Below are 22,801 nucleotides of genomic sequence, written 5' to 3'. Positions count from 1 at the left end.
GCAAGCGGATCGCCGTGGCTGACACGGGCGTCTCGCGCCGCCAGTCGCTCCGCTTTCTGCTGCTCTATGCGCTCGCGTCGGCTGGCGGTGCGATCGCCTATGTCCCCTTTCTGACGATCTGGCTGCCGGCGCGTATGAGCGGGCTCGCGGGTGCGGCCGACGTGCAGTCGCTCGGCTATGTCACCTTCTTCGGCGCGGTTGCCGCGAGCATCGGCGGGATCGTGTTCGGCTGGCTGAGCGACCGGACGCAGGGCCGGAGGTCTTGGGTGGCCGCCGGCCTCGTGCTCACCATCGGATTGCTGATCGCGATGCCGCAGGCGGACGATGTGACGACGCTCGTCGGGCTGATCGTCGCCTGGCAACTGGCGCTCAACATGATCCTCGGTCCGCTTGCCGCATGGGCGGGCGATTGCGTCCCCGACGATCAGAAGGGGCTGCTCGGCGGGCTCCTCGCCTTCTCGCCAGCCCTCGGCGCCTGGTCGGGGGCGTTGGTGACGCTGCCCGGGTTGGTATCGGCGAATGACCGGCTGGTTCTGATCGCTGCGCTGGTCGCCGCAGCCGTGCTGCCGGTACTGCTGTTCGGCCGGCCGCGCGCCTTTCCCGAACTTAGCGCGCCGGCGTCGGCCGTCGCGGGCGATCGCGGGGTGCGCCCGACAGGCCCCGCGGTGCGGATGTGGCTCGCCCGGCTGCTGGTCCAGATCGCCGAGGCGGCGTTGTTCGCCTATCTTTATTTCTGGTTCCGGTCGATCGATCCGGATATGCACGACAATGAAAAGGCGCGGATATTCAGCCTCGCGCTGACGCTCGCGGTGCCGATCGCACTGACGGCAGGGCGCTGGGCCGACCGCCACGACCGGCCCTTTCGCCCGCTCGTCTTCGCGGCGGGAATTTCGGCGGTCGGTATGGTCGGGATGGCGCTGTCGGCGACGCCGGATCTTGCCAAGGCGAGCTATCTCGTCTTCGGCATCGCGACGACCGTCTTTCTGTCGCTGCACACCAGCCAGACCCTGCGCATCCTGCCGCGCCCCGAGCGCCGCGCCCGCGATCTGGGCATCTTCAACCTGACCAACACCGTGCCGTCGCTGATCATGCCCTGGCTGACGATTTCGCTCGTTCCCGGCTTCGGCTTCGATGCGCTGTTCCTGCTGCTCGCTGCGCTGACGAGCGTCGCGGTGCTGCTGCTCGCGACGATGCCGCGGCTTTCCCGCCCCGCCTGAAACAACCGCTTGATTTCACCCCAGCGCTATGCGAGAGGAGTTTTGATAACGTTCACATAATGAGGATCGGGAGAGATTATGCGGCGACAGGCGATAGCTGCGGCGAGCATGCTGCTGTTGGCAGGCACCGCGCTGGCGGGGGCGCCGGAGAACGCCGACAACGAGGCTGCGGCCGTCCATCCCGAACGCTGGCCCGCAGCGAAGAGCCCCTCCGCGATCACCGATGCAAGGACCGAAGCAGCGATCGATGCGCTGATCGCGAAGATGACGGTCGAGCAGAAGGTCGGCCAGCTCGTGCAGGGCGATATCAGCACGATCACGCCCAAAGACCTCGAAACCTATCCGCTCGGCTCGATCCTCGCCGGCGGCAATAGCGGTCCGAACGGCAACGAGCGGTCGAGCGCCGCTGATTGGGCGAAACTGGTCGGCGAATTTCGCACGGTGTCGCTGCGTCCGCAGGCGAACGGGGTGGCGATCCCGATCATTTTCGGCGTCGATGCCGTCCACGGGCATAATAATATCCCCGGCGCGACGCTGTTTCCGCACAATATCGGGCTCGGCGCGGCGCGCGACCCCGAATTGATCCAGCGGATCGGCGCTGTGACGGCGGCCGAGATTGCGGGTAGCGGCATCGAATGGACCTTCGCGCCGACGCTGGCGGTCCCGCAGGATTTGCGCTGGGGCCGCAGCTATGAAGGCTATGCCGCCGATCCGAAACTGATCGCCGATTATGCCAAGGCGATGGTGGTCGGCCTGCAGGGGCCGCTGGTCGCCGGAAAGACGGTCGATGCGACGCACGTCGCGGCGACGGCCAAGCATTTCCTCGCCGATGGCGGGACGTTCGAGGGCAAGGACCAGGGCGACGCCAAGATCGACGAGCAGGAGCTGATCGCCAAGCATGCGCAGGGCTATCCGGCCGCGATCGATGCCGGCGCGCTCACCGTCATGGCGAGCTTTTCGAGCTGGCAGGGGATCAAGCACCACGGCAACAAGGGGCTGCTGACCGACGCGCTGAAAGACAAGATGGGCTTTTCCGGCTTCGTCGTCGGCGACTGGAACGGCCATGGTCAGGTCGCCGGATGCAGCGTTACCGATTGCGCCCAGTCGATCAACGCCGGGCTCGACATGTTCATGGCGCCCGATAGCTGGAAGGGGCTGTACGAGACGACGCTGGCGCAGGCGAAGGACGGCCGGATTTCGGCGGTCCGGCTCGACGATGCCGTGCGGCGCATCCTGCGGGTGAAATACAAACTCGGCTTGTTCGACGCGGGGCATGGCAGCCGCGGCGATTTCGCTGCGGTGGGCGCGCCCGCACATCTCGAAGTCGCGCGCGAAGCGGTCGCCAAGTCGCTCGTTCTGCTCAAGAATAATGGCAGCGTGCTGCCGATCAAGCCCGGCGCGAAGCTGCTCGTCGCGGGGCCCGGTGCCGACAATATGGCGATGCAGTCGGGCGGCTGGACGATCAGCTGGCAGGGCACCGACGTGACCCACGCCGACTTTCCGAACGGGCAGACGATCTGGGAAGCGTTGAACAAGGCGGTCGGCGAGGCGGGCGGCAAGGCGACGCTCTCGGCCGACGGCAGCTTCACCGAAAAGCCCGATGTGGCGATCGTCGTGTTCGGCGAGGAGCCCTATGCCGAATTCCAGGGCGACGTCCCGACGCTCGATTACCAGCCGGCGGAGGCGAAGGATCTCGCAACGCTCAAGAAACTGAAGGCGGCGGGTATCCCGGTCGTTGCGCTGTTCCTGTCGGGGCGGCCGCTGTTCACCAACCCCGAAATCAACGCCGCCGATGCCTTTGTGGCCGGCTGGCTGCCCGGATCGCAGGCGGTGGGCATCGCCGATGTGCTGGTTGCGGGCAAGGACGGCAAGACGGCGCGCGGCTTTACCGGCAAGCTGCCCTTCGCCTGGCCCGCCGACGCGCGTTCGCCGGTCGAAAAGCCGCAGTTCGCGGCCGGTTACGGTCTGGCCTATGGCGACAAGACCGCCGTGCCACAACTGTCCGAAGCGCCGGGCGTCGACATTGCGGGCATGCTCAATGTCGAGAAATTCTTCAGCGGCGGCCGCGCGCGCGCGCCGTGGACGCTGTCGATCGTCGATGCGGGCGGCTCGCGGCAAGTCGGATCGGCACCGGTCGACAGCAGCTATGGCTTGCTCAAAACGCGCTCGGTCGACGTGAAGGCGCAGGAAGACGGCAAGAGCTTCGTGTGGAGCGGCCCGGCGTCGTTTAGTCTGTCGGGGCCGAACGCTGACCTGTCGCGCCAGCTCAATAACAGCTTCGCGCTGCGGCTTGACTGGCGTGTCGACGCGGTCGGGCAGGGGCCGGTCAAGGTCGCGCTCGGCGGCCCCGCGTTCGACGTTTCTGCGCTGGTCAGCGCCGCGCCGAAAGGGCAGGTTTCGACGATCAAGCTGCCGCTGCGTTGCTTCGCCGATGCGGGCGCCGACCTGACGCGCGTCGCCCATGCGGTGACGCTCGGCGGCGACAAGGGACTGGCGGTGACGCTGCTGAACGCGAATGTCGAGGCGGTCGGGGAGAATCTGCCCTGTCCGCCAGCCGCGAAATGACCAGACCCGCAACATAGCGGGCAGGAGTGGAAGGGGAGAAGAGCATGGCACTGGCGCCGAATGTTGCGACGAGCGCGGACCCGAACCCGGCCGGACGGTCGGGCAAGAGCGGTGGCGGCACGCTGGTCGTGCTGATCCTCGCCTTTGCAGTGTTTTTCCTGCTGGGCGGGGTGACCAACATCAACGACCTGCTGGTCGGCAAGTTCAAGTCGATGTTCCACCTGACACACGCGCAGGCGAACCTCGTGCAGATGGCGTTCTTCATCGCCTATGCGGCCTTTTCGATCCCCGCCGGCATCATCATGTCGAAGCTTGGCTATATCCGCACCTTCGTGCTCGGGTTCGTTCTGGTCGCGGCGGCGGCGTTCCTGTTCGTTCCGGCATCGGCGGCGGCATCCTATCCCGGTTTCCTTGCGGCGCTGTTCTGCATCGGCGCCGGGATCACGGTGCTGCAGGTAGCGATGAATCCGGTGATCACGACGCTGGGACCGATCGAAACCTCGCACAGCCGCCTGACCTTCGCGCAGGCGTTCAATTCGATCGGCGTGTTCCTGATGGTCTATGGCGGCGCGACCTTCCTGCTCGGCGATTCCAAGCCGCTTGACCCCGAAACTTCGACCGAAGCGCAAATCCAGGCCTATCGCGTCGCCGAGGGCGCCTCGATCGGCACCGCCTATATGTGGCTCGGCGTGCTGATGCTGGTTATCGCGGCGGTGTTCTGGATCTTCCGCGGCGCGCTCGACCACGCCAAGGCCGACGATGTGAAGCTCGAGGGGACATGGAGCCTGCTCACCCACAATCGCCGCGTCCAGCTCGGGGCGCTGTGCATCTTCACCTATGTCGGCGCCGAGGTCGCGATCGGCTCGAACCTCATCGCCTATCTCGGCGACCCGAGCGTGATGGGGCTGGGAATGCAGGATGCCGGCAAGCTGGTCGCGATCTATTGGCTGGGCGCGCTGGTCGGCCGGTTGCTTGGCGGGTTCATCCTGCGCCTCGCCAAGCCCGGACGCGTGCTCGCGACCTTTGCGGCGGGGGCGATTTCGCTGATCATCCTCTCGGCCGTCACCACCGGCGCGCTGTCGGGCTGGGCGCTGATCCTCGTCGGTTTCTGCAATTCGCTGATGTTCCCGACGATCTTCAGCCTCGGGACCGAGGGGCTGGGCGAACGGACGCCGCAGGGATCGGGCATCCTGTGCACCGCGATCGTCGGCGGCGCGATCGTCCCCTATCTGTTCGGAATGGTAGCCGACGTCAGCGGCAACATCCGGCTCGCCCTCGCGGTGCCGCTGATCTGCTACGCGATCATCGCAGGTTTCGGGCTGTGGGCGGCGCGCCGGGCGACGGCGTAGCCATCAGCCGCGAGTCCGGTTCGCTTCCAATATCTCGCGCACGCGGGCAACGGCCTGCGCCGTCGGATCGGGCTCGTCCATCAGGGCATAGCTGCCGCCGAGGTGCAGCGCGCAATGCCCGTGCACCGTCGCAATGAGCGAACGGACAAGGCGGCGCGTCGCCTCGCCCTCGTCGATGCCAAGCGCCGCAGTCACCTCGCGATCGACGATCGCGGTCAGCCGGTGGCGTTCGCGCATGTCGGCCTCGTCGAGCGACAGGCCGGACGGGCGGCGGTGGTCGTAGATTGCCATCCAGCAATGGCGGTTCGCCTCGGCGAAAGAGAAATAGCTGCGGACCAGCGCCTCGATCCGCGCGTCGCGGTCCTCGCAGCGTGCCAGTGCCGCTTCAAGCCAGTCGGCCCATAGCGTGAAGGTGCGCGTGTTGATCGCGAGCAGGTAGGAATCGAGCGATCCGAAGACATTGTAGATCGTCCCGACGGTATAGCCCGCCCGCCGCGCCGCGGCCCGCGCGGAGAATTTCGCAAAGCCCGTCTCGGCCATCAGCGCATGGCCGCAATTCACCAGAAGCTGGTGCAATTCCTTGGGTGTGTGATCCGAGCGGCGGGCCATGACATCGCGCTAGCACCAAAATTGGACACTGTCTAATTTAGATATTGAACAGTGCATAATTAATCGGGTAGAAGTCGGCTCATGTTGATGGGAAGACGAGACATGATCCCGATGAAGATCGCTGGCTGGGGCGCCTATCGTCCCGAGCGGGTGGTGACCTCCGACGAACTCGACGTGCGTTTCGACCGGCCACGCGGCTGGAGCGCGGCCGAGTTCGGGATTGCGGCGCGGCATGTCGCCAGCCCGGACGAGACGAGTTCGATGATGGCGGCAACCGCGGCGCAGGGCGCGTTGTCGCGCGCCGGCTGGGACGACGGGGCGTTCGACGTGTTGATCGGCGGCTGCGGCGTGATGGAGCAGCCGATCCCGTCGACCGCGGCGCTGGTGCAGGACCGCCTCGGTCTCGGCCGGTCGGGGATCATGGCGTTCGACGTCAACCAGACCTGCCTGTCGTTTCTGACCGCGCTCGACATCGCGGCCATGGGGCTGTCGACCGGCCGCTGGCGCCGCGCGCTCGTCTTCGCGAGCGATATCGCTTCGGCAGGGCTCGACCCGTCGCGGCCCAAGACGATGTCGATCTTTGGCGACGGGGCCGCCGCGCTGGCGGTCGAGGCGGCGCCGGGCGGAACGGCGGGGCTGCTGTCGTCGCATTTCGTCACCAACGGCGCCGATCATGCGCTCGCGCAGCTTCGCGCCGGGGGCACGCGCATTCGAGTCGAGGAAGGCTATGATGCGCTCGTCGCCGGATCGCGGTTCGAGATGGATGCGTTCGGCATCTTCAAGGCGGCGGCACGCTGCCTGCCCGGCGTGCTGGACCGCGTCCTCGCCGATGCCGGCTGCACGTTCGACGATATCGACACCGTCGTCTGCCATCAGGCGAGCGCACCGGGGGTCGAGCATGTCCGCCGCCTGTTCGAGCCGCGGCCCGAGCGGGTGATCGACATTTTCGCGCACACCGGCAACCAGATCGCGGCGTCGATCCCCACCGTGCTCGCGCACGGGCTGGAGACGGGGCGGATCGCGGCAGGATCGACGGTGCTGATGCTCGGCACCGCGGCCGGGATCAGCGCCGGTGCGATGGTGCTGCGCGTCTGATGGCGCGGCGCCTCCTTGTCACCGGCGCGACCGGCGGGCTGGGCGCCGCGCTGGTGCGCGCGGCCCGCGCGCGCGGGCATGACGTCGTCGCGACCGGACGCTCGGTGGACAAGGCGCGGGCGCTGGAAGCGCTGGGTGCGCGGTTCGTACCAGCCGACCTTGCGGAAGCGCGCGACCTTGCGCCGCTCGTCACAAGTGTCGTTTCGGTCATTCACGCGGCGGCCCTGTCGGCGAGCTGGGGGCCGAAAGAGGCTTTCGTCCGCGCCAATGTCACGGCGACCGCGCGGTTGCTGGACGCCGCGCGGGCGGCGGCGTGTCGGCACTTCGTCTTCATTTCCTCGCCGTCGATTTTTGCCTCCTTCCGCGACCGCGAGAATATCGGCATCGACGCTGCCCCTGCCGATCCGCCGCTCAACGATTATGCACGGACGAAGCTCGCCGCCGAGCGGATGGTGCTTGCCGCCGATTCGGCCGACATGGCCTGCTGCGCCATCCGCCCGCGCGCGCTGGTCGGGCCGGGCGACCGGGTGATCCTGCCGAAGCTGGCGGAACTTGCGATGCGGCGGCGGATGCCGCTTCCCGGCGGCGGGCATGCGCGCGTCGAGTTCACCGACCTTCGCGACGCCGCCGACGCGATCCTGCTGGCCGAAGACCGCGCGCCGGATATCGGCGGGATCGCGATCAACATTTCGGGCGGCCGGCCGGTTGCGGTGCGCGACGTCGCGGAGCGGCTGGCGGCGGTGCTGGGCACCGACCCGGAACTGGTCGCGCTGCCGGTGCGGCTCGCGCGCATTATCGCCGTGGTCGCAGAGGGATGGGGGCGGCTGACCCGATCCGCGGCTGAGCCGGTACTGACGCGCTATACGCTGGCGACGCTCGCCTGTTCGCAAAGCTTCGACATGACGCCCGCCGAGCGCTTGCTGGGCTTTCGCCCGCGCCACGATGCGCTGGCAACCCTGCTGGCCGAGGCCGCGCAATGGAAGGCAAAGCGATGAGGCGCGTCGAACTGCAATGGCTGGCGCGCGGGTCGTGCCGTCACCCCGAATATATGACGATGCGCGGCGCCAGCCTGTGCGCGACTGATTTTCCGGCGATGGTCGGGGTGATCCGCCATCCCGAACGCGGCATCATCCTGTTCGACACCGGCTATGATCCGGCTTTCATCGAGGCGACGAGGCCGTTCCCCGAGCGTTTCTATCGCTGGACCACTCCGGTGCGGATCTCGCCCGATCTTGCCTGGCAGACGTGGCTCGCGACGCATGGCATTGCGGCGAACGAGATCGCCGCAGTCGTGGTGTCGCATTTCCACGGCGACCATGTCGCGGGGATGCGCAACCTTGCCGGCTTGCCGATCCATTGCTCGGCGGCGGGGCTGACCGAATTGCGCCGCCCCGGCCGGTTGCGCCGGGTCCGGCAGGGCTTGCTCGCCGATCTGGTCCCCGCCGCCTGCGATGCCGATTGCTCCTTCTTCGAAGATGCGCCGGTGGCGGCGCTGCCCGCCGATTTCGCGCCCTTTACCGAAGGCGCCGACATCCTCGGTGACGGCAGCCTGATCGCGGTGCCGCTCCCCGGCCATTGCAAAGGGCATTGGGGCCTTGCCCTCCGCGATCGGGCCGATCGTGCGGTGCTGCTCGCGGGCGATGCTTCCTGGTCGATCGAGGCGATCCGGCGCTGCGTGCCACCGCCGCGGCTGACGACCGCATTGCTCGGCGAAACGCGGACTTATCGCGAGACGCTCGGGAGTTTGCATGCCGCGCTGACGAGCAATCGCGCACTCGCCATTCTGCCATCGCACTGCGCGCGGGCCGCCGCGGCCTATGACGACGGCGATGCGGTCTAGCGCTATCCTCGCCTCGATCCTGCGGACGCGCCGGGCGATGCGCATGACGGCGCCCGAACTGGCGCGGCGGCGCGATCGCCAATGGGCGGCGTTGCAGCCCGCGCTGCGGCGGACGCCGGCGCTTGCCGGTGTGGCGGGCGAGGAGCTGGGCGCCTTTCCCGTTGTCGCGCCCGCCGACATGCGGCGCGATTATGGCGCATGGAACAGCCTCGGCCTCGACCATCATCGCCTGTGCCGCGCCGCCGATGCCGCGGAAACCGGGTCGGGGGAGGGGATCATCGCCAACCTCGGGGTCGGCTGGTCGACGGGAACAAGCGGCCAGCGCGGCCTGTTCATCGCCGACGCGGGCGAACGCGCCGACTATATCGGGCAAAGCCTTGCGCGCCTGCTGCCGCTTCGGGCGATGCTCCGGCCGCAGCGCATTGCGCTCCACCTTCGTGCAAACAGCAACCTCTACAGCGATGTCGGCGGCCGCTTCTTTGCCTTTCGTTATTTTCCGCTGGCGGAGCCGGCGGCTGTGACGCGCGCAGCCCTTGCCGCGTTCGCGCCGACGATCCTGATCGCGCCGCCGCATCGTCTGCTCGCACTCGCCCAGGATGGTGGGCGCGGCGGCGGCGCCATGCCGGCGTTGCAACACATCTTTTTCGGTTCGGAACCGATGAGCGAGGCGGAAATCGATTGGGTGGGGGAAGTGTTCGGGGTCCGGCCGCGTTCGATCTATCAGGCGACCGAAGGATTTGTCGGTGCCGCCTGCGCCGCCGGCGCGTTGCATCTCAACGAGCACAGCCTTGCCATCGAGCTCGAACCTGTCGCGGATACCCCCGGTTTTCGTCCGGTCGTTACCGATCTTCGCCGCCACAGCCAGCCCGTCGTTCGGGTGCGGCTCGACGATTATCTCGAACCAACAGGAGAAAGTTGCGCCTGCGGTTATGCGGGGCGTGTCATCCGCCCCGTTGCGGGGCGGGTCGGCGATATCTGGCGGTGGGGCAGGCACGCGATCGCGCCGGGCGCGGTCGCGGATTGTCTCGACAGCCTGCTCGGCGTCCCCGCACTCTGGCAGGCCATCGGCGGTCCGCAGACAGTCGAACTGCGCCTCGACCCGCGCATTCCGGCCGAAAGCGCCGAGCGGGCGGCCGCGCAGTTTCGGGAGCGGCTCGCCATTCCGGTTGCCGTCAGCCTGTCGCACGAACGGCCCGCCGAACCCTTCCCCAAGCGGCGACGGGTCATCTGGCATGACTAGGACGGTATTGGTCACCGGAGCGCGCGCCGCCGCGGCGCTCGATATCGCCCGCGACTTCACGGCGGCGGGGTACCGGACCTTTTGCGCCGACAGCGCATCGGCACGGATCAGCCGCTGGTCGCGGCGGACCGGGACATTCCTGTCCTATCCCGCGCCGCGCGCGGATGCTGCGGCCTTTGGCAAGCGCATCTGCGGACTGGTCGACGAACTGTCGGTCGATCTGATCGTCCCGACGTGCGAGGAAGCGTTCCACCTTGCAGCACCGGCGCTGGCGCCGCGGCTTGCGGGCAAACTTTTCCAGCCGCCGCTGGCGACCCTGCGCAACCTGCACGACAAATACCGCTTCGCCCGGCTGGCGGCGGGTTTCGGCCTGCCGGTGCCTGAAACGCATTTGCTGGAGAGCGAGGCCGACGTCGCGCGCTTGGCGGACAGGTCTGCGGGGTGGGTGTTCAAGCCCTGCTTCAGCCGCTTCGGCGAAGCCGCGCTGGTTGGCCCTGCCGCGGGCGAACTGCGCCGTGTCGAACCTTCGTCCGGTCGCGGCTGGGTGGCGCAGCGGCGGGTGCCCGGCGGCGAAGCCTGTTTCTACGCCGTTGCCCGCGACGGTGAGCTGCGCGCATTCGCCGCCTATCGGTCGGACTGGCGCCTCGGCGGCGGCGCGAGTTTCGGGTTCGAGCCGCTCGATGCAGCGAAGGCGGCGGCCCTGCGCGATATTGCGGCCGCGCTCGCGGGACGCCTGTCGCTGACCGGGCAGTTCGCCTGCGACGCGATCTTCGATGCAAATGGGCAACCCTGGCTGATCGAATGCAACCCGCGCGCAACGAGCGGGGTCCATTTTCTCGCTGGCGAAGGGCGGCTGGCCGCGGCGATCGACGGCGGCGGCGAGGGGTGCCTCGACGGCGACGGCCGCCCGCGCCATCTGCTTCCGGCGATGCTCAGTTTCGGGCTGGGCGTTGCGTTGCGCCGCGGCGATCTTGGCGGCTGGATCGCGGCGTTGCGGGAGGGCCGCGACGTGATCGGCCAGCCCGGCGACCGACTTCCCGCCTTCGGCGCATTTGCCGATGGACTGGGCTTTACCTTCAAGGGCATGCTGCGCGGGACGAGCGCCAGCGCGATGACGGTCGCCGATATCGCATGGGACGGAGAGGATCTGCCATGATGAAACTCCCCGATGCGGTGCGCAATGCCTGGCACCTTGTCGCCTTGTCGCACCAGCTCAAGGACGGGCAGGTCCGGGGATTGAAGCTCTGCGGCGTGCCGATCGTCCTGTTCCGGGCGGATGGCAGGGCGGGAGCGCTGGTCGATCGCTGCCCGCACCGCAACTTTCCGCTGTCCGAAGGACGGGTGCATCAAGGCGGGATCGAATGTCCCTATCATGGCTGGCGCTTCGACACCGCGGGCGAATGCCTTGCGGTGCCGGGCTGCCGGATCGACGCGGCGCGCGGCGAGACTCTTCGTGCTGATGCGCTGCGCGTCGCCGAGCGGCATGGCGGGATCTTCGTGGCGCTGGGCGAGGCCGCCCCGGCCGACCCGCCGCTGCCGCCGACGCTGGGTGCGGCGGGGCACGATCATTTCTGGTGGCAGCAGGGGACCTGGCGCGGGCGGGCGTTCGACGCGATCGAAAATGTGATGGACCCGTTCCATACCAATCACCTCCATCATGGTTTCATCCGTCGCCGCGACAAACGATTGCCCGTCTCGCTGCTCGTCGAAAGCGACGGCGCCGGCATCGCGATGGTGATCGAGCAGCAACAGCCTGACCTCGGACTGATGTCGCGTTTCCTCGAACGCGACCGGTCGCGCAGCATATCGCGCTATTATCCGCCGACCGTCGTGCAGGCACGCTGGGAGGGGCCCGAAAAGCTGACGCTGTGCGTCACCGCTTTCTTCACCCCGTCGACCGACGATAGCTTCATGCCCTTCGCCTGTTTCACCACCCCGCGGGGGATAGCTCCGGGCTGGCTCAAGCAGGCGGCGATCCGGCTGTTCCTGGCGCCCGTCGTTGCGCAGGACCGCCGCGCGCTGGCGAGCCAGTCGGACGTGATGACGACCTTTGGCTTTCCGCGCTTTACCGCCGGGCCCGGCGATATATTGGGTAGCCGCCTGTCGCGGCTGTGGCAGGGCGAGGCGATCGCCGCGGGGCAGGATGCGCCGGTCGACGCGATGCTGTGACCGTCAAGTCGTCAGACGATTGCCGTCCGCGGACGCCACCGCTACACGACGAAAAAAACAGGAGAAGAGGATGACCCAGGCCACCGCAGCCGTGGCGCGCGCGCCGCACGCCGATTTTTCGGTCGAACAACTCGAACTGGAGGGCCCGCGCGCGGGCGAGGTACTGGTGCGCATCGCCGGGGTGGGGCTTTGCCACACCGACCTGATCTTTCGCGACCAGTTCGTCCCCTATCAACTGCCGGCCGTGCTCGGGCATGAAGGCGCGGGGGTGATCGAAGCGGTCGGCGAAGGGGTCGAGGGCCTCGCGGTGGGCGATGAAGTCGTGCTCGGCTTTTCGAGCTGCGGCACCTGTCCGCGCTGCGACGAGGGACTGCCGAGCTATTGCCGGAGCTTCGTGCCGCTCAACTATGCGGGAATGCGGCTCGAGGACGGGTCGAAATCATGGGCGGACGGCGAGGGACCGGTCGGATCGCATTTCTTCGGCCAGTCCTCGTTCGCGAGCCACGCGATTACGCGCGCGCGCAACGTCGTCAAAGTGACCGGCAGCGCCGCGCCGCTCGAACTGCTGGGGCCGCTCGGCTGCGGGTTCCAGACCGGCGCAGGCGGCGTGATGCGCTCGCTTGCCTGTCCGGCGGGGTCGAGCATCGCGATCTTCGGCGGCGGGCCGGTCGGGCTTGCCGCGGTGATGGGCGCGGTGATCCAGGGCTGCTCGTCGATCATCCTCGTCGAACCTGTCGCCGCGCGCCGCGATATCGCTATCGAACTGGGCGCGACGCATGTGATCGATCCGGGGGCCGGCGACATTGCCGAAGCGATCCGCGCGATCGTTCCGGACGGCGTCGATTTCGCTTTCGACAGCAGCGGCCGGACCGAGGTGATCGAGGCGGGGCTGGCGGCGCTTGGCAGCCACGGCGCGATCGGGCTGGTCGGGGTTCCGGCGAAGGCCGAGGCGTCGATCAACGTCAATATCGCGGCGCTGATGACCCCCGGTCACCGCATCATCGGGATCATCGAGGGCGACAGCGACCCGCAGACCTTCATTCCCGAGCTGATCGCGCATCATGCCGCGGGGCGTTTCCCCTTCGACCGGCTGATCAGGACGTTTCCGCTGGCCGAGATCAACGAGGCAATCGCCGCGCAGGCGCGCGGCGATTGCATCAAGGTCGTGCTGATTCCCTGACCGCAGCCGTCAGGCGAGTTCGATGCGGTTCCGCCCGGCCTGCTTGGCGCGGTACAGCGCCTCGTCGGCGGCTTTCAGCGCCTCGCGCACCTCGCCATAGCCGAAGACGTCGGCCACGCCGCCCGAGAAGGTGATCTGTCCGAACGGCTCGTCGGTCTTGCGGTTGATCAGCCGTCGTTCGGCGAGCTGCTCGCGCGCCTCGTCGAGCCGCTTCGCCGCCTCGCTTGGCGCAAGGCCGCGGAACAGCATGACGAACTCCTCGCCGCCGTGGCGTGCGACATGGCAATGATCGTCCGAAATCTTCGACAGTGTGTCGGCGATCAGCTTGATCACGCGGTCGCCTGCTTCATGGCCATGGACGTCGTTGACGCGCTTGAATTCGTCGATGTCGCAGAAAGCGACGCTCAGCGGTTCGCACGCGGCGCGGGCTTCGGCATGGTGGCGTTCGAGAAGCACCTCGAAGGCACGGCGGTTGGGAAGGCCGGTCAGATAGTCGATTTCGGCGTCGCGCTTGGCGCGCGCGAGGCTGCGGCGCAGCGCCTTCGCTTCGTCTTCGCTCTTGCGCATATCGTCTTCGGCGCGGCGGGTGCGTTCGAGCATGGCTTTCGCAAGATCGGCGAGGCTCGAAACGAGCTGTCCGGTCTTTTGCACCTGTTCGAGGTCGAGGACATGGCGTTCGAGCTCGCTGCCATAGTCGCTGGTGACGCTGCGCGCCGCTTTGGTGTGGGTCTGGAAGGCGTCGAGGTTGGATTCGAGACGGGCGACGATGCGGTCGATTTCGCTATGGTCGAGCCCGGCTGCCTCTTCCTTGGCGAACTCGTCGAGCCACTGCTGGGTGATGCCCTCGCCCGATGCGATTCGGCTGTTGATCTGTCGCGCCAGACCGGGGTTGCTGCCCGAAAAGACGCCGTGAGCAAGCGACAGGTTGGACGCCGATATGTCGAGATCATGATCGAGCAGGAAGCCGGTGATCGCCTGGGCAAGCTGTTGCCGGGCCTGCCGCGCGAGGTCGAGCGAGGCAGGGCGCGCGCCGGGTGGCGGACTCTCCTGCGTCGGGGCGCTGCCGTGCGGGTTGCGCAGCCCCAGCCAATCTAGGAGCCGCCCTACCGGCTCGTTCGATGATGTCGCTTTTGTGGTCATGCGACGTTTAACGGGCGCTGGTTGCGAGATTTAAGCGGGTTTCAGCGCTTTATGGCCACGGGCCCGGAGCGGGCGAGGAGGAGAGAATCGCACCCGCAGAAACAAGCTGCAATATCATTGGCTTGGTCCCGGTGAATGACTTATTGCGAATCATTCGCAAATATGGCATAGGCCTCGTAACGGGTTTTGGGGGGCCGGAACGAAGGAAAAGACGATGATGCATGTCGCGATCGACGGCACCGCGGTTTCGCCCGACCGGGACGAACTGGCGACGGCTGCGGCGCGCTGCTGGCGATCGGCGCGCGACAAGGGCGAAGCGACGCAGCCGCGCCTCCACGCGTTGTTGTCGGAACGGCGCTGCCCGATGCTCGCCGCGGCGTTCGACAGCCTGCTCCACCTTTACGAACAGGCGCTCGACCATCCTTTCGCGGTCGGCAGCGCGGACGGGCTGTCGGAAGACGAAATACGCCTTGCCAAGCTGCTCGGCGGAGGAGGAAGCGTGCCGGGCTGCCTTGCCGCGAAAGAAGGCGCTGCCACGGCGCTCGACTGCGCGCTCTGCTCGACGCGCATCCTCCTCACTCTTGCGCCGCGGGACCTTCAATGAGCGCCATCGACAGCCTCGCGGCGCTCGAGGGGGTGATCGGGAAAACGCCGGCGCCGGTCAATTTGAAGGTGATCGACCATGCCGATGCCAACGCGCGGCGCTGGCTCGCTGCGTCGCCCCTGATGTTCGCCGGGTTCGGGGACGGGCAGGGGATCGCGATTACGCTCGGCGGCGGCGATCCGGGCTTTGCGTCCACCGCGGACCCGGCCGTGCTGGCGATCCCGGTCGACCTGATCGACGATCCCGCACTCGCGGTGCCCGGCGCGGGGTTCGGGTCGCTTTTCCTCATTTCCGGCGTCGGCGAAACTTTGCGCATCAACGGCCGCGTCGCCGGCACCGATGGCGGCATCCTGCGCGTCGCCATCGAGGAATGCTATGGCCATTGCGCCAAGGCGCTGATCCGTTCGGATTTCTGGTCGGCCGAGCCGCTCGGCGATTGGCCCGGCGATCCCGGCAGCTTCGTCAATGCGAGCCGCTTCATGGCGCTTGCGACGATCGACGCCGGCGGCGGCGCCGACCTCAGCCCGAAGGGCGATCCTGCGGGCAGCATGGCGCGGATGGGTGCCGACGGGCTCTGGTTTGCCGATCGGCCGGGCAACCGCCGCGCCGACAGTTTTCGCAACATCGTCGTCCAGCCGCGAATCGCTGCGGCGCTGCTGATTCCCGGATCGACAGGGGTGGTGTCGGTGCGGGGGCAGGCCCGGCTGACCGCCGACGAATCGGCGCGGGCGGCCTTTGCAGTTCGCGACAAGACGCCGCTCCTGGCGGCGCGCATCGACGATGTGACGATGGAGATGCGCGCCAGCGCGGCGCTCGGTCGCGCGCGGCTGTGGCCCGCCGCCGCAGCGCCTGGCGATATCCGGCCGGCCAAGATGTTCGCGGACCATGTGCGGCTCAACAAGGACAAGGGGCTCGCGGCGCGGCTGGCCGGTGCCTTCGTATCGGTGCCGGGCCTGATGGAGCGCGGCCTCGCCAAGGATTATAAGGACAATCTCTATTGATGCCGGACATGGCGTCAGCAGGTCAGCGCCGCCTCGAACAGGCAGCGGAAGCGTTCGGTGCATTCGTCGCGGCCGGCGCCGCTGCCGCCGAAATTGTCGACCCGCATGATGGTCGACAATACGCCGATGCCCATCAGGATCGCGAGCAGCATGTTGGCGCGCAGCTCGCTGTGGTCGCCGCCGATCAGCTCGGCGAGCGGCCCGAGGACGTCGAGATGGACAAGGTCGCGGATGATTTCGCCCGCCTTGGGCGAAGAGGCCGAACGCAGCATGATGATGAACATTTCCATGCGCAATTGGCGGTCGTCGCCTTCATCCTCGACGACGAGCTGGGCGAGGAAGCCCGGCAGTTCGGCGATGCTTTTCGGTTCGCGAAAAACACCCGGTCTGTCGTCATGGCTGACGACTTCGCGGAAGAGGCCTTCCTTGCCGCCGAAGTAGCGGCTGATCAGCGCGACATCGACGCCGGCGTCGCCGGCGATGTCGCGCAGCCCGACGCTGTCATAGCTTTCGCGGAGGAAACGCTGACGCGCGGCGGCCAATATGGTGGCGCGTGTCGCGACGGCATCGCGCTTTTTGATGGATGTGGTCCGCTCCATGGTGGCGCCTTTGCACGGGTCTGGACATAAATCAACATCTGTTGACTTATTTCGGCTTGCGCATTAGTCGGCATTGTCCGGCATCGTGCTGCGCTTCCCCCCTCCCTGCGGCGCGATGTCGGAACATGCCCCTAGAAAAAAGACATAGGTCCAAAACCATGCGCTCTCCCTTCCTTGCGCCCGTAATCTTTCTTTCGCTGCTGCTGACCGCCTGTTCGGGCGGCGGCGACCAGCAGGGCGGGCCGCCCGCCTTGCCCGTGACCGTCGCGGCCCCGCTCGTCCGCGAGGTCACCGAATGGGACGATTATGTCGGCCGGTTCGAAGCCGTCTCCAGCGTCGAAGTGCGGCCACGCGCCTCGGGCTATCTGCAGCGCGCCCATTTCACCGACGGCCAATATGTGCGCGCCGGGCAATTGCTGTTCACCATCGACGCGCGCCCGTCGCAGGCGACGCTCGATCAGGCGCGCGCCCAACTGGCGCGCGCGCAGGCGACGCTCGCCAATGCACGCACCGAACTGGCGCGATCGGAAACGCTCGCGGCGTCGCAGGCAGCGAGCAAGGAAGAGGTCGAGCAGCGCCGCGCCGCGGTGCGGACGGGCGAGGCCGATGTCGCGGCCAATCGCGCCGCGATTCGCGGTGCCGAGCTCAATGTCGGCTTCACCCGCGTGACCGCGCCGATTTCGGGCCGCGTGTCGCAGCGGCTGGTCGACCCGGGCAACTCGGTCACGGCGGACCAGACCATTCTGACGACGATCGTATCGACCAATCCCCTCCATTTCACCTTCCAGGGATCGGAAGCGAGCCTGCTCGAATATGAGCGGCGCGGCGACACGATCGACGGCTCGCCGGTGCGCATCCGGTTGCAGGGCGAAGACGATTACCGCCTGAACGGACGGATCGATTTCGTCGACAATGCGCTGAGCAACGGGTCGGGCACGATCGCCGTGCGCGCGGTCGTCCAGAACCCTGACGGCAAGCTGCGCCCCGGCCTGTTCGGCCAGCTCCAGCTTGCGGCGTCGGCACCGCGATCCGCGATCCTGCTACCCGATACGGCGATCGTTACCGACGCCGCCCGCCGCCTCGTCTATGTCGTGGGGGCCAAGGATGTGGTGCAGGCGCGCCCGGTCGAACTCGGCCCCGTCGTGGACGGGCTGCGCGTGATCCGTTCGGGCGTCACGGCCAAGGACCGCGTCATCGTCAACGGTATCCAACGCGCGATGCCGGGCAAGCCGGTGAAGACGCAGCAGGGCCGGATCGCGCCTGACGGCAAGGTGCTGATGCCCAAGGGCGCCGCGCCGGCAGGGCAGGCGAAGAAGGCGCCGGCGAACAAGGACGCGGGCAAGTGAATTTCAGCCGCTTCTTCGTCGACCGCCCGATCTTCGCGGCGGTCATCGCGATCTTCATCACGCTGATCGGGGCCTTCGCCTATCCGCAGCTTCCGCTCGCCCAATATCCGGAGATCGCCCCGCCGACGATCAGCATCAACGCCGCCTATCCCGGCGCCTCACCCGACACGATCGCCGAAACGGTTGCGTCGACGCTGGAGCAGGAGATCAACGGCGTCGAGAATATGCTGTATATCCAGTCGTCGTCGACGCAGGGGGCGGCGCAGATCACCGTCACCTTCCAGCCCGGCACCGACCTCGATGCCGCGCAGGTGCTGGTACAGAACCGCGTCGCGCTTGCCGAACCGCGGCTGCCCGAACAGGTGCGCCAGATCGGCGTGCAGGTGAACAAGCAGGAATCGGGCTTCCTGATGATCGTCGCGCTGAAGTCGACCGATCCGGCGATCGATATCGACTATGTCGGCAACTATGCGAACTCGACGCTGCGCGACCGCCTGTTGCGGCTCGAGGGCGTCGGCGGCGTGCAGATTTTCGGCGGCGGCTTTTATTCGATGCGCGTGTGGATCGACCCCGACAAGGCGGCGGCGCGCAACATGACCGCGACCGAAATCGTCGCGGCCCTGCAAAGCCAGAACGTGCAGGTTGCCGGTGGTTCGGTCGGCGCGCCACCCTATGGCAAGGGCAATCCTGCCTTCGAATTGCCGGTCGAAGTCCCCGGTCGCCTCGTCACGCCCGAACAGTTCCAGAATGTCGTCGTCAAGACCGACACGACGAACGGCGCGATCACCCGCCTGAAGGACGTCGCGCGCGTCGAGCTCGGCGCGCAGGATTATGGCGTCCGCGGCGTGTTCAACGGTCAGCCGGGCATCGGCATGGCGGTGATCCAGCAGCCCGGCGCCAATGCGCTCAACGCCGCCAACCTCGTGCTCAAGGAAGTCCAGGACGCATCGAAGGATTTCCCGCCGGGACTCGAATATGAGATTCCGTTCAATCCGACCGAATATGTCCAGGCGTCGGTGACCGCGGTGCAGGAAACGCTGCTCGAGGCGATCGTGCTGGTCGTGCTCGTCGTGCTGGTGTTCCTCCAGACCTGGCGCGCCGCGATCATCCCGATCGTCGCCATTCCCGTGGCGCTCGTCGGGACCTTCGCGGTCCAGCTCGCGCTCGGTTTCTCGATCAACTCGCTGTCGCTCTTCGCATTGGTGCTCGCGGTCGGCATCGTCGTCGACGACGCGATCGTCGTCGTCGAGGCGGTCGAGAAACATATCCGCGAGGGGCTGACCCCGCGCGAGGCGGCGCACCGCACGATGGGCGAAGTGTCGGGCGCGCTGATCGCGATCGGGCTGGTGCTCGTCGCGGTGTTCGTGCCGACGGCCTTCGTTCCCGGCATTCCGGGCATCTTCTACCAGCAGTTCGCGGTGACGATTGCCGCGGCGACGGTGTTCTCGCTGCTGACTTCGCTGACGCTGTCGCCGGCGATGGCGGCGCTGTTCCTGAAGCCGCACGAGGAGCATCATGCGGAGCCGAAGAACCCGGTGATGCGCTTCGTCCGCCGCGCCGCGGACAAGTTCAATAGCGGCTTCGACAAGCTGTCGGACCGCTATGGCCGCACGACGGCGTCGCTGATCCGCAAGACCGGGATGATGCTGGTCATCTATGCGGTGCTGCTCGCCTTCACCGGCTGGCGCCTAACCGCGACCCCGACGGGGTTCATTCCCGATCAGGATCAGGGCGTGTTGATCGGTGTCGTCCAGTTGCCGCCGGGCGCGTCGCTCGACCGCACGAGTGAGGTCTTGGCACGGGCGCGGACGGCCGTGTCGGGCATCGACGGGGTCGAGAGTATCGCCGCCTTTTCGGGGCTCGACGGGTCGAGTTTCTCGACCGCATCGAACGCCGGTACGATGTTCATCCGCCTGAAGGACTGGGAAGAGCGCGGCAAGGATTTGAGCGCCGCGGCGCTGTCGGGACAGCTTTCGGGCGCGCTCGCCAATGCACTCCCCGAAGCCAATGCCTTCGTCATCGCACCGCCCGCGGTGCAGGGCCTCGGCAACGGCAACGGCTTCACGATGATGCTGCAGGCGCGCGGCGGCGAAAGCTATCGCGAGCTCGAACAGGCGACGATGGCGATGATGGGCGGGGCGCAGCAGGTGCCCGAGGTGACGCAGGTCTTCTCGCTCTTCAACACCGGCAGCCCGCGCATCTTCGCCGAGGTCGACCGCGACAAGGCGCAGATCCTGGGCGTCGACCCGACGCAGGTCTACTCGGCGCTCGGCACCTATCTGGCGTCGACCTATGTCAACGACTTCAACTTCCTCGGCCGCACTTTCCGCGTGACCGCGCAGGCCGAACCGTCGGCACGCAGCAAGATCGAGGACGTCGGCCGCCTGCAGGTGCGTTCGACGTCGGGCGAGATGGTGCCTTTGTCGTCGGTCGCGACCTTCCGCAACGACAGCGGGCCGACGCGCGTCGTGCGCTACAACCTGTTCCCCGCGGTCGAACTGCAGGGGCAGGCAGCGCCGGGTGTCTCGTCGGGTGCGGCGCTGACCGCGATGGAGGGGCTGGCGGCGAAGACGCTGCCGGCCGGGTTCGCCTATGAATGGACCGGCCTCGCCTATCAGGAAAAGGCGGCGGGAAGCAGCGCGGTGCTGATCTTCCTGCTCGCGGTGGTGTTCGTCTTCCTCGTGCTCGCGGCGCAATATGAATCACTGCCGCTGCCGCTCGCGGTGATCCTGATCGTGCCGATGTGTATCCTCGCGGCGATGCTCGGCGTGAACCTGCGCGGGATGGACAACAACATCCTGACGCAGGTCGGGCTCGTCGTGCTCATCGCGCTCGCGGCGAAGAATGCGATCCTGATCGTCGAATTCGCGAAGCAGGCCGAGGAGCAGGACGGGATGAGCCCGCTCGACGCCGCAGTCCACGCGGCGCGCTCGCGTCTGCGGCCGATCCTGATGACCAGCTTTGCCTTCATCTTCGGCGTCATCCCGCTCGCGATCGCGAGCGGGCCGGGGCAGGAGATGCGGCAGGCGCTGGGCACCACGGTGACCTTCGGCATGCTTGGCGTCACCATCTTCGGGCTGATCTTCACACCGATCTTCTACGTCGTCTGCCGCAAGCTCGGCGACCGCGCGAAGCGGCTGATGGGACCGCGCGACAAACACAAAGATACGCCGCTGGAGGCGCAATGATGATCCGTAACCTGTTCATCGGCGCGGGCGCGCTGGCGCTGTCGGCCTGCACGGTCGGCCCCGCCTATGTCTCGCCGACTCCGGCGGCGCCGTCGCAGGCGCCGTTCCTCGAAACGGGCAAGTCGCCCGCCTTTACCGGCGACCAGCCGCCGGGCGAATGGTGGAGCCTGTTCGCCGACCCGACGCTCGACGGCCTCGTCGAGCAGGCGCTGACCGCCAACACCGACCTGCGCGTCGCCGCCGCCAATCTGGCGCAGGCGCGCGCGGTGCTGCGCGAGTCGCGGGCCGGGCGGCTGCCCACCACCAGCGTCGGTGCCAGCGGCACCTATGCGCGGCAGCGCAATCCGCTGGGGCCGGGGACGGTCGAGGGCGAAAGCTACGACGTCGGGCTCGACGTCGGTTACCAGGTCGACCTGTTCGGGCGTGTCGGCAGCGCGATCCGCGCCAGCCGTGCCGATGCCGAGGCGGTGCAGGCGGCGTTCGACCTGACGCGCATCACCGTCGCCGCCGAAACGACGCGTGCCTATGCTGACGTCTGCTCGTTCAACCGCCAGATCGCGGTCGCCGAAGAGACGCTGCGCATTCAGGAGCGGACTTTCGACCTGACGCGCCGGTTGTTCGAGGGCGGCCGCGCGACGCGGCTCGAAACGGGGCAGGCGGGGGCACTCCTCGAACAGACGCGCGCGACGATCCCGACGCTGACCGCCCAGCGGTCGGCGGCGCTTTACCGGCTCGCGGTGCTGACCGGCAAGCCACCGGCGGAAGCGCCCGCCGCGGCGGTTCTCGCCTGTCAGGCGCCGCCCGAACTCGACCGGCCGATTCCGGTCGGCGACGGCGCCTCGCTGCTCGCGCGCCGGCCCGATATCCGCCGCGCCGAACGCGAACTGGCCGCCGCATCGGCGCGGGTCAATGTTGCCACTGCCGACCTCTATCCGAGCATCAGCCTCGGCGGCTCGATTGGATCGACGGCGGACTCGATTTCGGGGCTCGGCAAGTCGGATGGCTTCCGTTTCTCGCTCGGGCCGCTGATTTCGTGGAACTTCCCCAATATGGAGGTGGCGCGGTCGCGGCTGAAGCAGGCGGAGGCGGGTGCCGACGCGGCGCTGGCGAGCTTCGACGGGAACTGGCTGTCAGCGCTCGAGGAAACCGAAAGCGCGCTGGCCGCCTATGCCGGTGAACTCGACCGGCTCGCGGCGCTGCGCCGTGCGGCGAACGAGGCGGGCGAGGCGGCGCGCATCGCGCGGCTCCGCTACGAGGCAGGGCGCGAGAATTTCCAGGTCGTCCTCGACGCCGAACGCTCGCTGGCGCAGATTCAGGCGAGTATCGCCCAGTCCGAACAGCAACGCGCCACCTATCTCGTGTCGCTGTTCCTCGCGCTCGGCGGCGGCTGGCAGGCCGCGGCCTGAGGCCGCCTTCGGCCGTTAGCGGACCTTTTCCATTCGTCATCCCGGACTTGATCCGGGATCCATAGCGGCGCCGTCGTCATGGATCCCGGATCAAGTCCGGGATGACGAAAGCGGGGGAAGCAACGACAGCTCACCACCCCGAAACCGACGACATTCCAGTCCATGACGGCACCGGCCAAGCCGCCATATCGGCCACCTTTCATTTCCCGTTTGACAATTTTCCAATCAGGATCATTATGTCCCTATCGGGCCA

General features: G+C 67.6%; 18 protein-coding genes. 15 read left to right on the top strand and 3 right to left on the bottom strand.

Annotated features, from left to right (window positions below):
- Positions 1-14 precede the first annotated feature (14 nt).
- From V6U71_RS11680 to V6U71_RS11670, 3 genes are all read left to right on the top strand, one after another.
- On the top strand, positions 15-1,217 hold the full coding sequence (locus tag V6U71_RS11680) for an MFS transporter (RefSeq protein ID WP_411338634.1): 1,203 nt from the start codon (positions 15-17) through the stop codon (positions 1,215-1,217).
- Positions 1,218-1,295: 78 nt separating this feature from the next.
- Positions 1,296-3,782 (top strand): glycoside hydrolase family 3 protein, encoded by a 2,487-nt coding sequence (locus tag V6U71_RS11675; protein ID WP_411338633.1) that lies wholly within the window; start codon positions 1,296-1,298, stop codon positions 3,780-3,782.
- A 44-nt stretch (positions 3,783-3,826) separates the two neighbouring features.
- Entirely contained in the window at positions 3,827-5,131 is a 1,305-nt protein-coding gene (locus V6U71_RS11670) for a sugar MFS transporter (protein WP_411338632.1), read from the top strand.
- A 3-nt stretch (positions 5,132-5,134) separates the two neighbouring features.
- Here the strand turns inward: V6U71_RS11670 and V6U71_RS11665 are convergent, their stop codons facing one another.
- Positions 5,135-5,740 (bottom strand): TetR/AcrR family transcriptional regulator, encoded by a 606-nt coding sequence (locus V6U71_RS11665; protein ID WP_411338631.1) that lies wholly within the window; start codon positions 5,738-5,740, stop codon positions 5,135-5,137.
- 102 nt (positions 5,741-5,842) lie between these two features.
- Here V6U71_RS11665 and V6U71_RS11660 point away from each other — a divergent pair, with 102 nt between their 5' ends.
- The 7 genes from V6U71_RS11660 to V6U71_RS11630 all read left to right on the top strand — a co-directional run bounded on the left by V6U71_RS11660 (position 5,843) and on the right by V6U71_RS11630 (position 13,264).
- Entirely contained in the window at positions 5,843-6,835 is a 993-nt protein-coding gene (locus tag V6U71_RS11660; RefSeq protein ID WP_411338630.1) for a 3-oxoacyl-[acyl-carrier-protein] synthase III C-terminal domain-containing protein, read from the top strand.
- On the top strand, positions 6,835-7,830 hold the full coding sequence (locus V6U71_RS11655; RefSeq protein ID WP_411338629.1) for an NAD-dependent epimerase/dehydratase family protein: 996 nt from the start codon (positions 6,835-6,837) through the stop codon (positions 7,828-7,830). The genes V6U71_RS11660 and V6U71_RS11655 overlap by 1 nt, the downstream gene beginning before the upstream one ends.
- A complete protein-coding gene (locus V6U71_RS11650; protein ID WP_411338628.1) occupies positions 7,827-8,675 on the top strand; it encodes an MBL fold metallo-hydrolase in 849 nt (282 codons plus the stop codon). The genes V6U71_RS11655 and V6U71_RS11650 overlap by 4 nt, the downstream gene beginning before the upstream one ends.
- Positions 8,665-9,915, top strand: a complete 1,251-nt coding sequence (locus tag V6U71_RS11645) for a hypothetical protein (protein ID WP_411338627.1) — start codon at positions 8,665-8,667, stop codon at positions 9,913-9,915. Before V6U71_RS11650 ends, V6U71_RS11645 begins: the two co-directional genes overlap by 11 nt.
- Positions 9,908-11,071 (top strand): ATP-grasp domain-containing protein, encoded by a 1,164-nt coding sequence (locus V6U71_RS11640; protein ID WP_411338626.1) that lies wholly within the window; start codon positions 9,908-9,910, stop codon positions 11,069-11,071. The genes V6U71_RS11645 and V6U71_RS11640 overlap by 8 nt, the downstream gene beginning before the upstream one ends.
- Positions 11,068-12,084, top strand: a complete 1,017-nt coding sequence (locus V6U71_RS11635) for a Rieske 2Fe-2S domain-containing protein (protein WP_411338625.1) — start codon at positions 11,068-11,070, stop codon at positions 12,082-12,084. The genes V6U71_RS11640 and V6U71_RS11635 overlap by 4 nt, the downstream gene beginning before the upstream one ends.
- Before the next feature lie 70 nt (positions 12,085-12,154).
- A complete protein-coding gene (locus V6U71_RS11630) occupies positions 12,155-13,264 on the top strand; it encodes an NAD(P)-dependent alcohol dehydrogenase (RefSeq protein WP_411338624.1) in 1,110 nt (369 codons plus the stop codon).
- A gap of 9 nt (positions 13,265-13,273) precedes the next feature.
- Here the strand turns inward: V6U71_RS11630 and V6U71_RS11625 are convergent, their stop codons facing one another.
- Entirely contained in the window at positions 13,274-14,404 is a 1,131-nt protein-coding gene (locus V6U71_RS11625) for a GGDEF domain-containing protein (protein ID WP_411338623.1), read from the bottom strand.
- A gap of 214 nt (positions 14,405-14,618) precedes the next feature.
- On the opposite strand from V6U71_RS11625, the gene V6U71_RS11620 reads away from it, so the two are divergent.
- Positions 14,619-15,008, top strand: coding sequence for a hypothetical protein (locus V6U71_RS11620; protein ID WP_411338622.1), 390 nt, complete (start codon positions 14,619-14,621; stop codon positions 15,006-15,008).
- Positions 15,005-16,009, top strand: coding sequence for a pyridoxamine 5'-phosphate oxidase family protein (locus tag V6U71_RS11615; protein WP_411338621.1), 1,005 nt, complete (start codon positions 15,005-15,007; stop codon positions 16,007-16,009). The genes V6U71_RS11620 and V6U71_RS11615 overlap by 4 nt, the downstream gene beginning before the upstream one ends.
- A 14-nt stretch (positions 16,010-16,023) precedes the next feature.
- Here the strand turns inward: V6U71_RS11615 and V6U71_RS11610 are convergent, their stop codons facing one another.
- Positions 16,024-16,608, bottom strand: coding sequence for a TetR/AcrR family transcriptional regulator (locus tag V6U71_RS11610; RefSeq protein WP_411338620.1), 585 nt, complete (start codon positions 16,606-16,608; stop codon positions 16,024-16,026).
- Positions 16,609-16,766: 158 nt separating this feature from the next.
- Here V6U71_RS11610 and V6U71_RS11605 point away from each other — a divergent pair, with 158 nt between their 5' ends.
- The 3 genes from V6U71_RS11605 to V6U71_RS11595 are packed head-to-tail and all read left to right on the top strand — an operon-like array spanning position 16,767 to position 22,548.
- The gene (locus V6U71_RS11605) at positions 16,767-17,954 is read left to right on the top strand and encodes an efflux RND transporter periplasmic adaptor subunit (RefSeq protein WP_411338619.1); all 1,188 of its coding nucleotides are present in this window, start codon (positions 16,767-16,769) and stop codon (positions 17,952-17,954) included.
- Positions 17,951-21,142, top strand: a complete 3,192-nt coding sequence (locus V6U71_RS11600; protein WP_411338618.1) for an efflux RND transporter permease subunit — start codon at positions 17,951-17,953, stop codon at positions 21,140-21,142. Before V6U71_RS11605 ends, V6U71_RS11600 begins: the two co-directional genes overlap by 4 nt.
- On the top strand, positions 21,139-22,548 hold the full coding sequence (locus tag V6U71_RS11595) for an efflux transporter outer membrane subunit (protein WP_411338617.1): 1,410 nt from the start codon (positions 21,139-21,141) through the stop codon (positions 22,546-22,548). The genes V6U71_RS11600 and V6U71_RS11595 overlap by 4 nt, the downstream gene beginning before the upstream one ends.
- Positions 22,549-22,801: the final 253 nt, after the last annotated feature.

It is taken from the genome of Sphingopyxis sp. J-6 (assembly GCF_046603995.1).
Taxonomy (GTDB): domain Bacteria; phylum Pseudomonadota; class Alphaproteobacteria; order Sphingomonadales; family Sphingomonadaceae; genus Sphingopyxis.
Note: the sequence above shows the minus strand (reverse complement) of the source record. Positions and strands in the feature narration are given on the sequence as shown.

Bases quoted from the DNA above. Each gene is read 5' to 3' on its own strand.
- V6U71_RS11645 (WP_411338627.1), top strand. From the start codon at position 8,665: ATGCGGTCTAGCGCTATCCTCGCCTCGATCCTGCGGACGCGCCGGGCG.
- V6U71_RS11660 (WP_411338630.1), top strand. From the start codon at position 5,843: ATGATCCCGATGAAGATCGCTGGCTGGGGCGCCTATCGTCCCGAGCGG.
- V6U71_RS11605 (WP_411338619.1), top strand. From the start codon at position 16,767: ATGCGCTCTCCCTTCCTTGCGCCCGTAATCTTTCTTTCGCTGCTGCTG.
- V6U71_RS11675 (WP_411338633.1), top strand. From the start codon at position 1,296: ATGCGGCGACAGGCGATAGCTGCGGCGAGCATGCTGCTGTTGGCAGGC.
- V6U71_RS11595 (WP_411338617.1), top strand. From the start codon at position 21,139: ATGATGATCCGTAACCTGTTCATCGGCGCGGGCGCGCTGGCGCTGTCG.
- V6U71_RS11665 (WP_411338631.1), bottom strand. From the start codon at position 5,740: ATGGCCCGCCGCTCGGATCACACACCCAAGGAATTGCACCAGCTTCTG.
- V6U71_RS11625 (WP_411338623.1), bottom strand. From the start codon at position 14,404: ATGACCACAAAAGCGACATCATCGAACGAGCCGGTAGGGCGGCTCCTA.
- V6U71_RS11640 (WP_411338626.1), top strand. From the start codon at position 9,908: ATGACTAGGACGGTATTGGTCACCGGAGCGCGCGCCGCCGCGGCGCTC.
- V6U71_RS11670 (WP_411338632.1), top strand. From the start codon at position 3,827: ATGGCACTGGCGCCGAATGTTGCGACGAGCGCGGACCCGAACCCGGCC.
- V6U71_RS11635 (WP_411338625.1), top strand. From the start codon at position 11,068: ATGATGAAACTCCCCGATGCGGTGCGCAATGCCTGGCACCTTGTCGCC.
- V6U71_RS11650 (WP_411338628.1), top strand. From the start codon at position 7,827: ATGAGGCGCGTCGAACTGCAATGGCTGGCGCGCGGGTCGTGCCGTCAC.
- V6U71_RS11610 (WP_411338620.1), bottom strand. From the start codon at position 16,608: ATGGAGCGGACCACATCCATCAAAAAGCGCGATGCCGTCGCGACACGC.
- V6U71_RS11620 (WP_411338622.1), top strand. From the start codon at position 14,619: ATGATGCATGTCGCGATCGACGGCACCGCGGTTTCGCCCGACCGGGAC.
- V6U71_RS11630 (WP_411338624.1), top strand. From the start codon at position 12,155: ATGACCCAGGCCACCGCAGCCGTGGCGCGCGCGCCGCACGCCGATTTT.
- V6U71_RS11655 (WP_411338629.1), top strand. From the start codon at position 6,835: ATGGCGCGGCGCCTCCTTGTCACCGGCGCGACCGGCGGGCTGGGCGCC.
- V6U71_RS11615 (WP_411338621.1), top strand. From the start codon at position 15,005: ATGAGCGCCATCGACAGCCTCGCGGCGCTCGAGGGGGTGATCGGGAAA.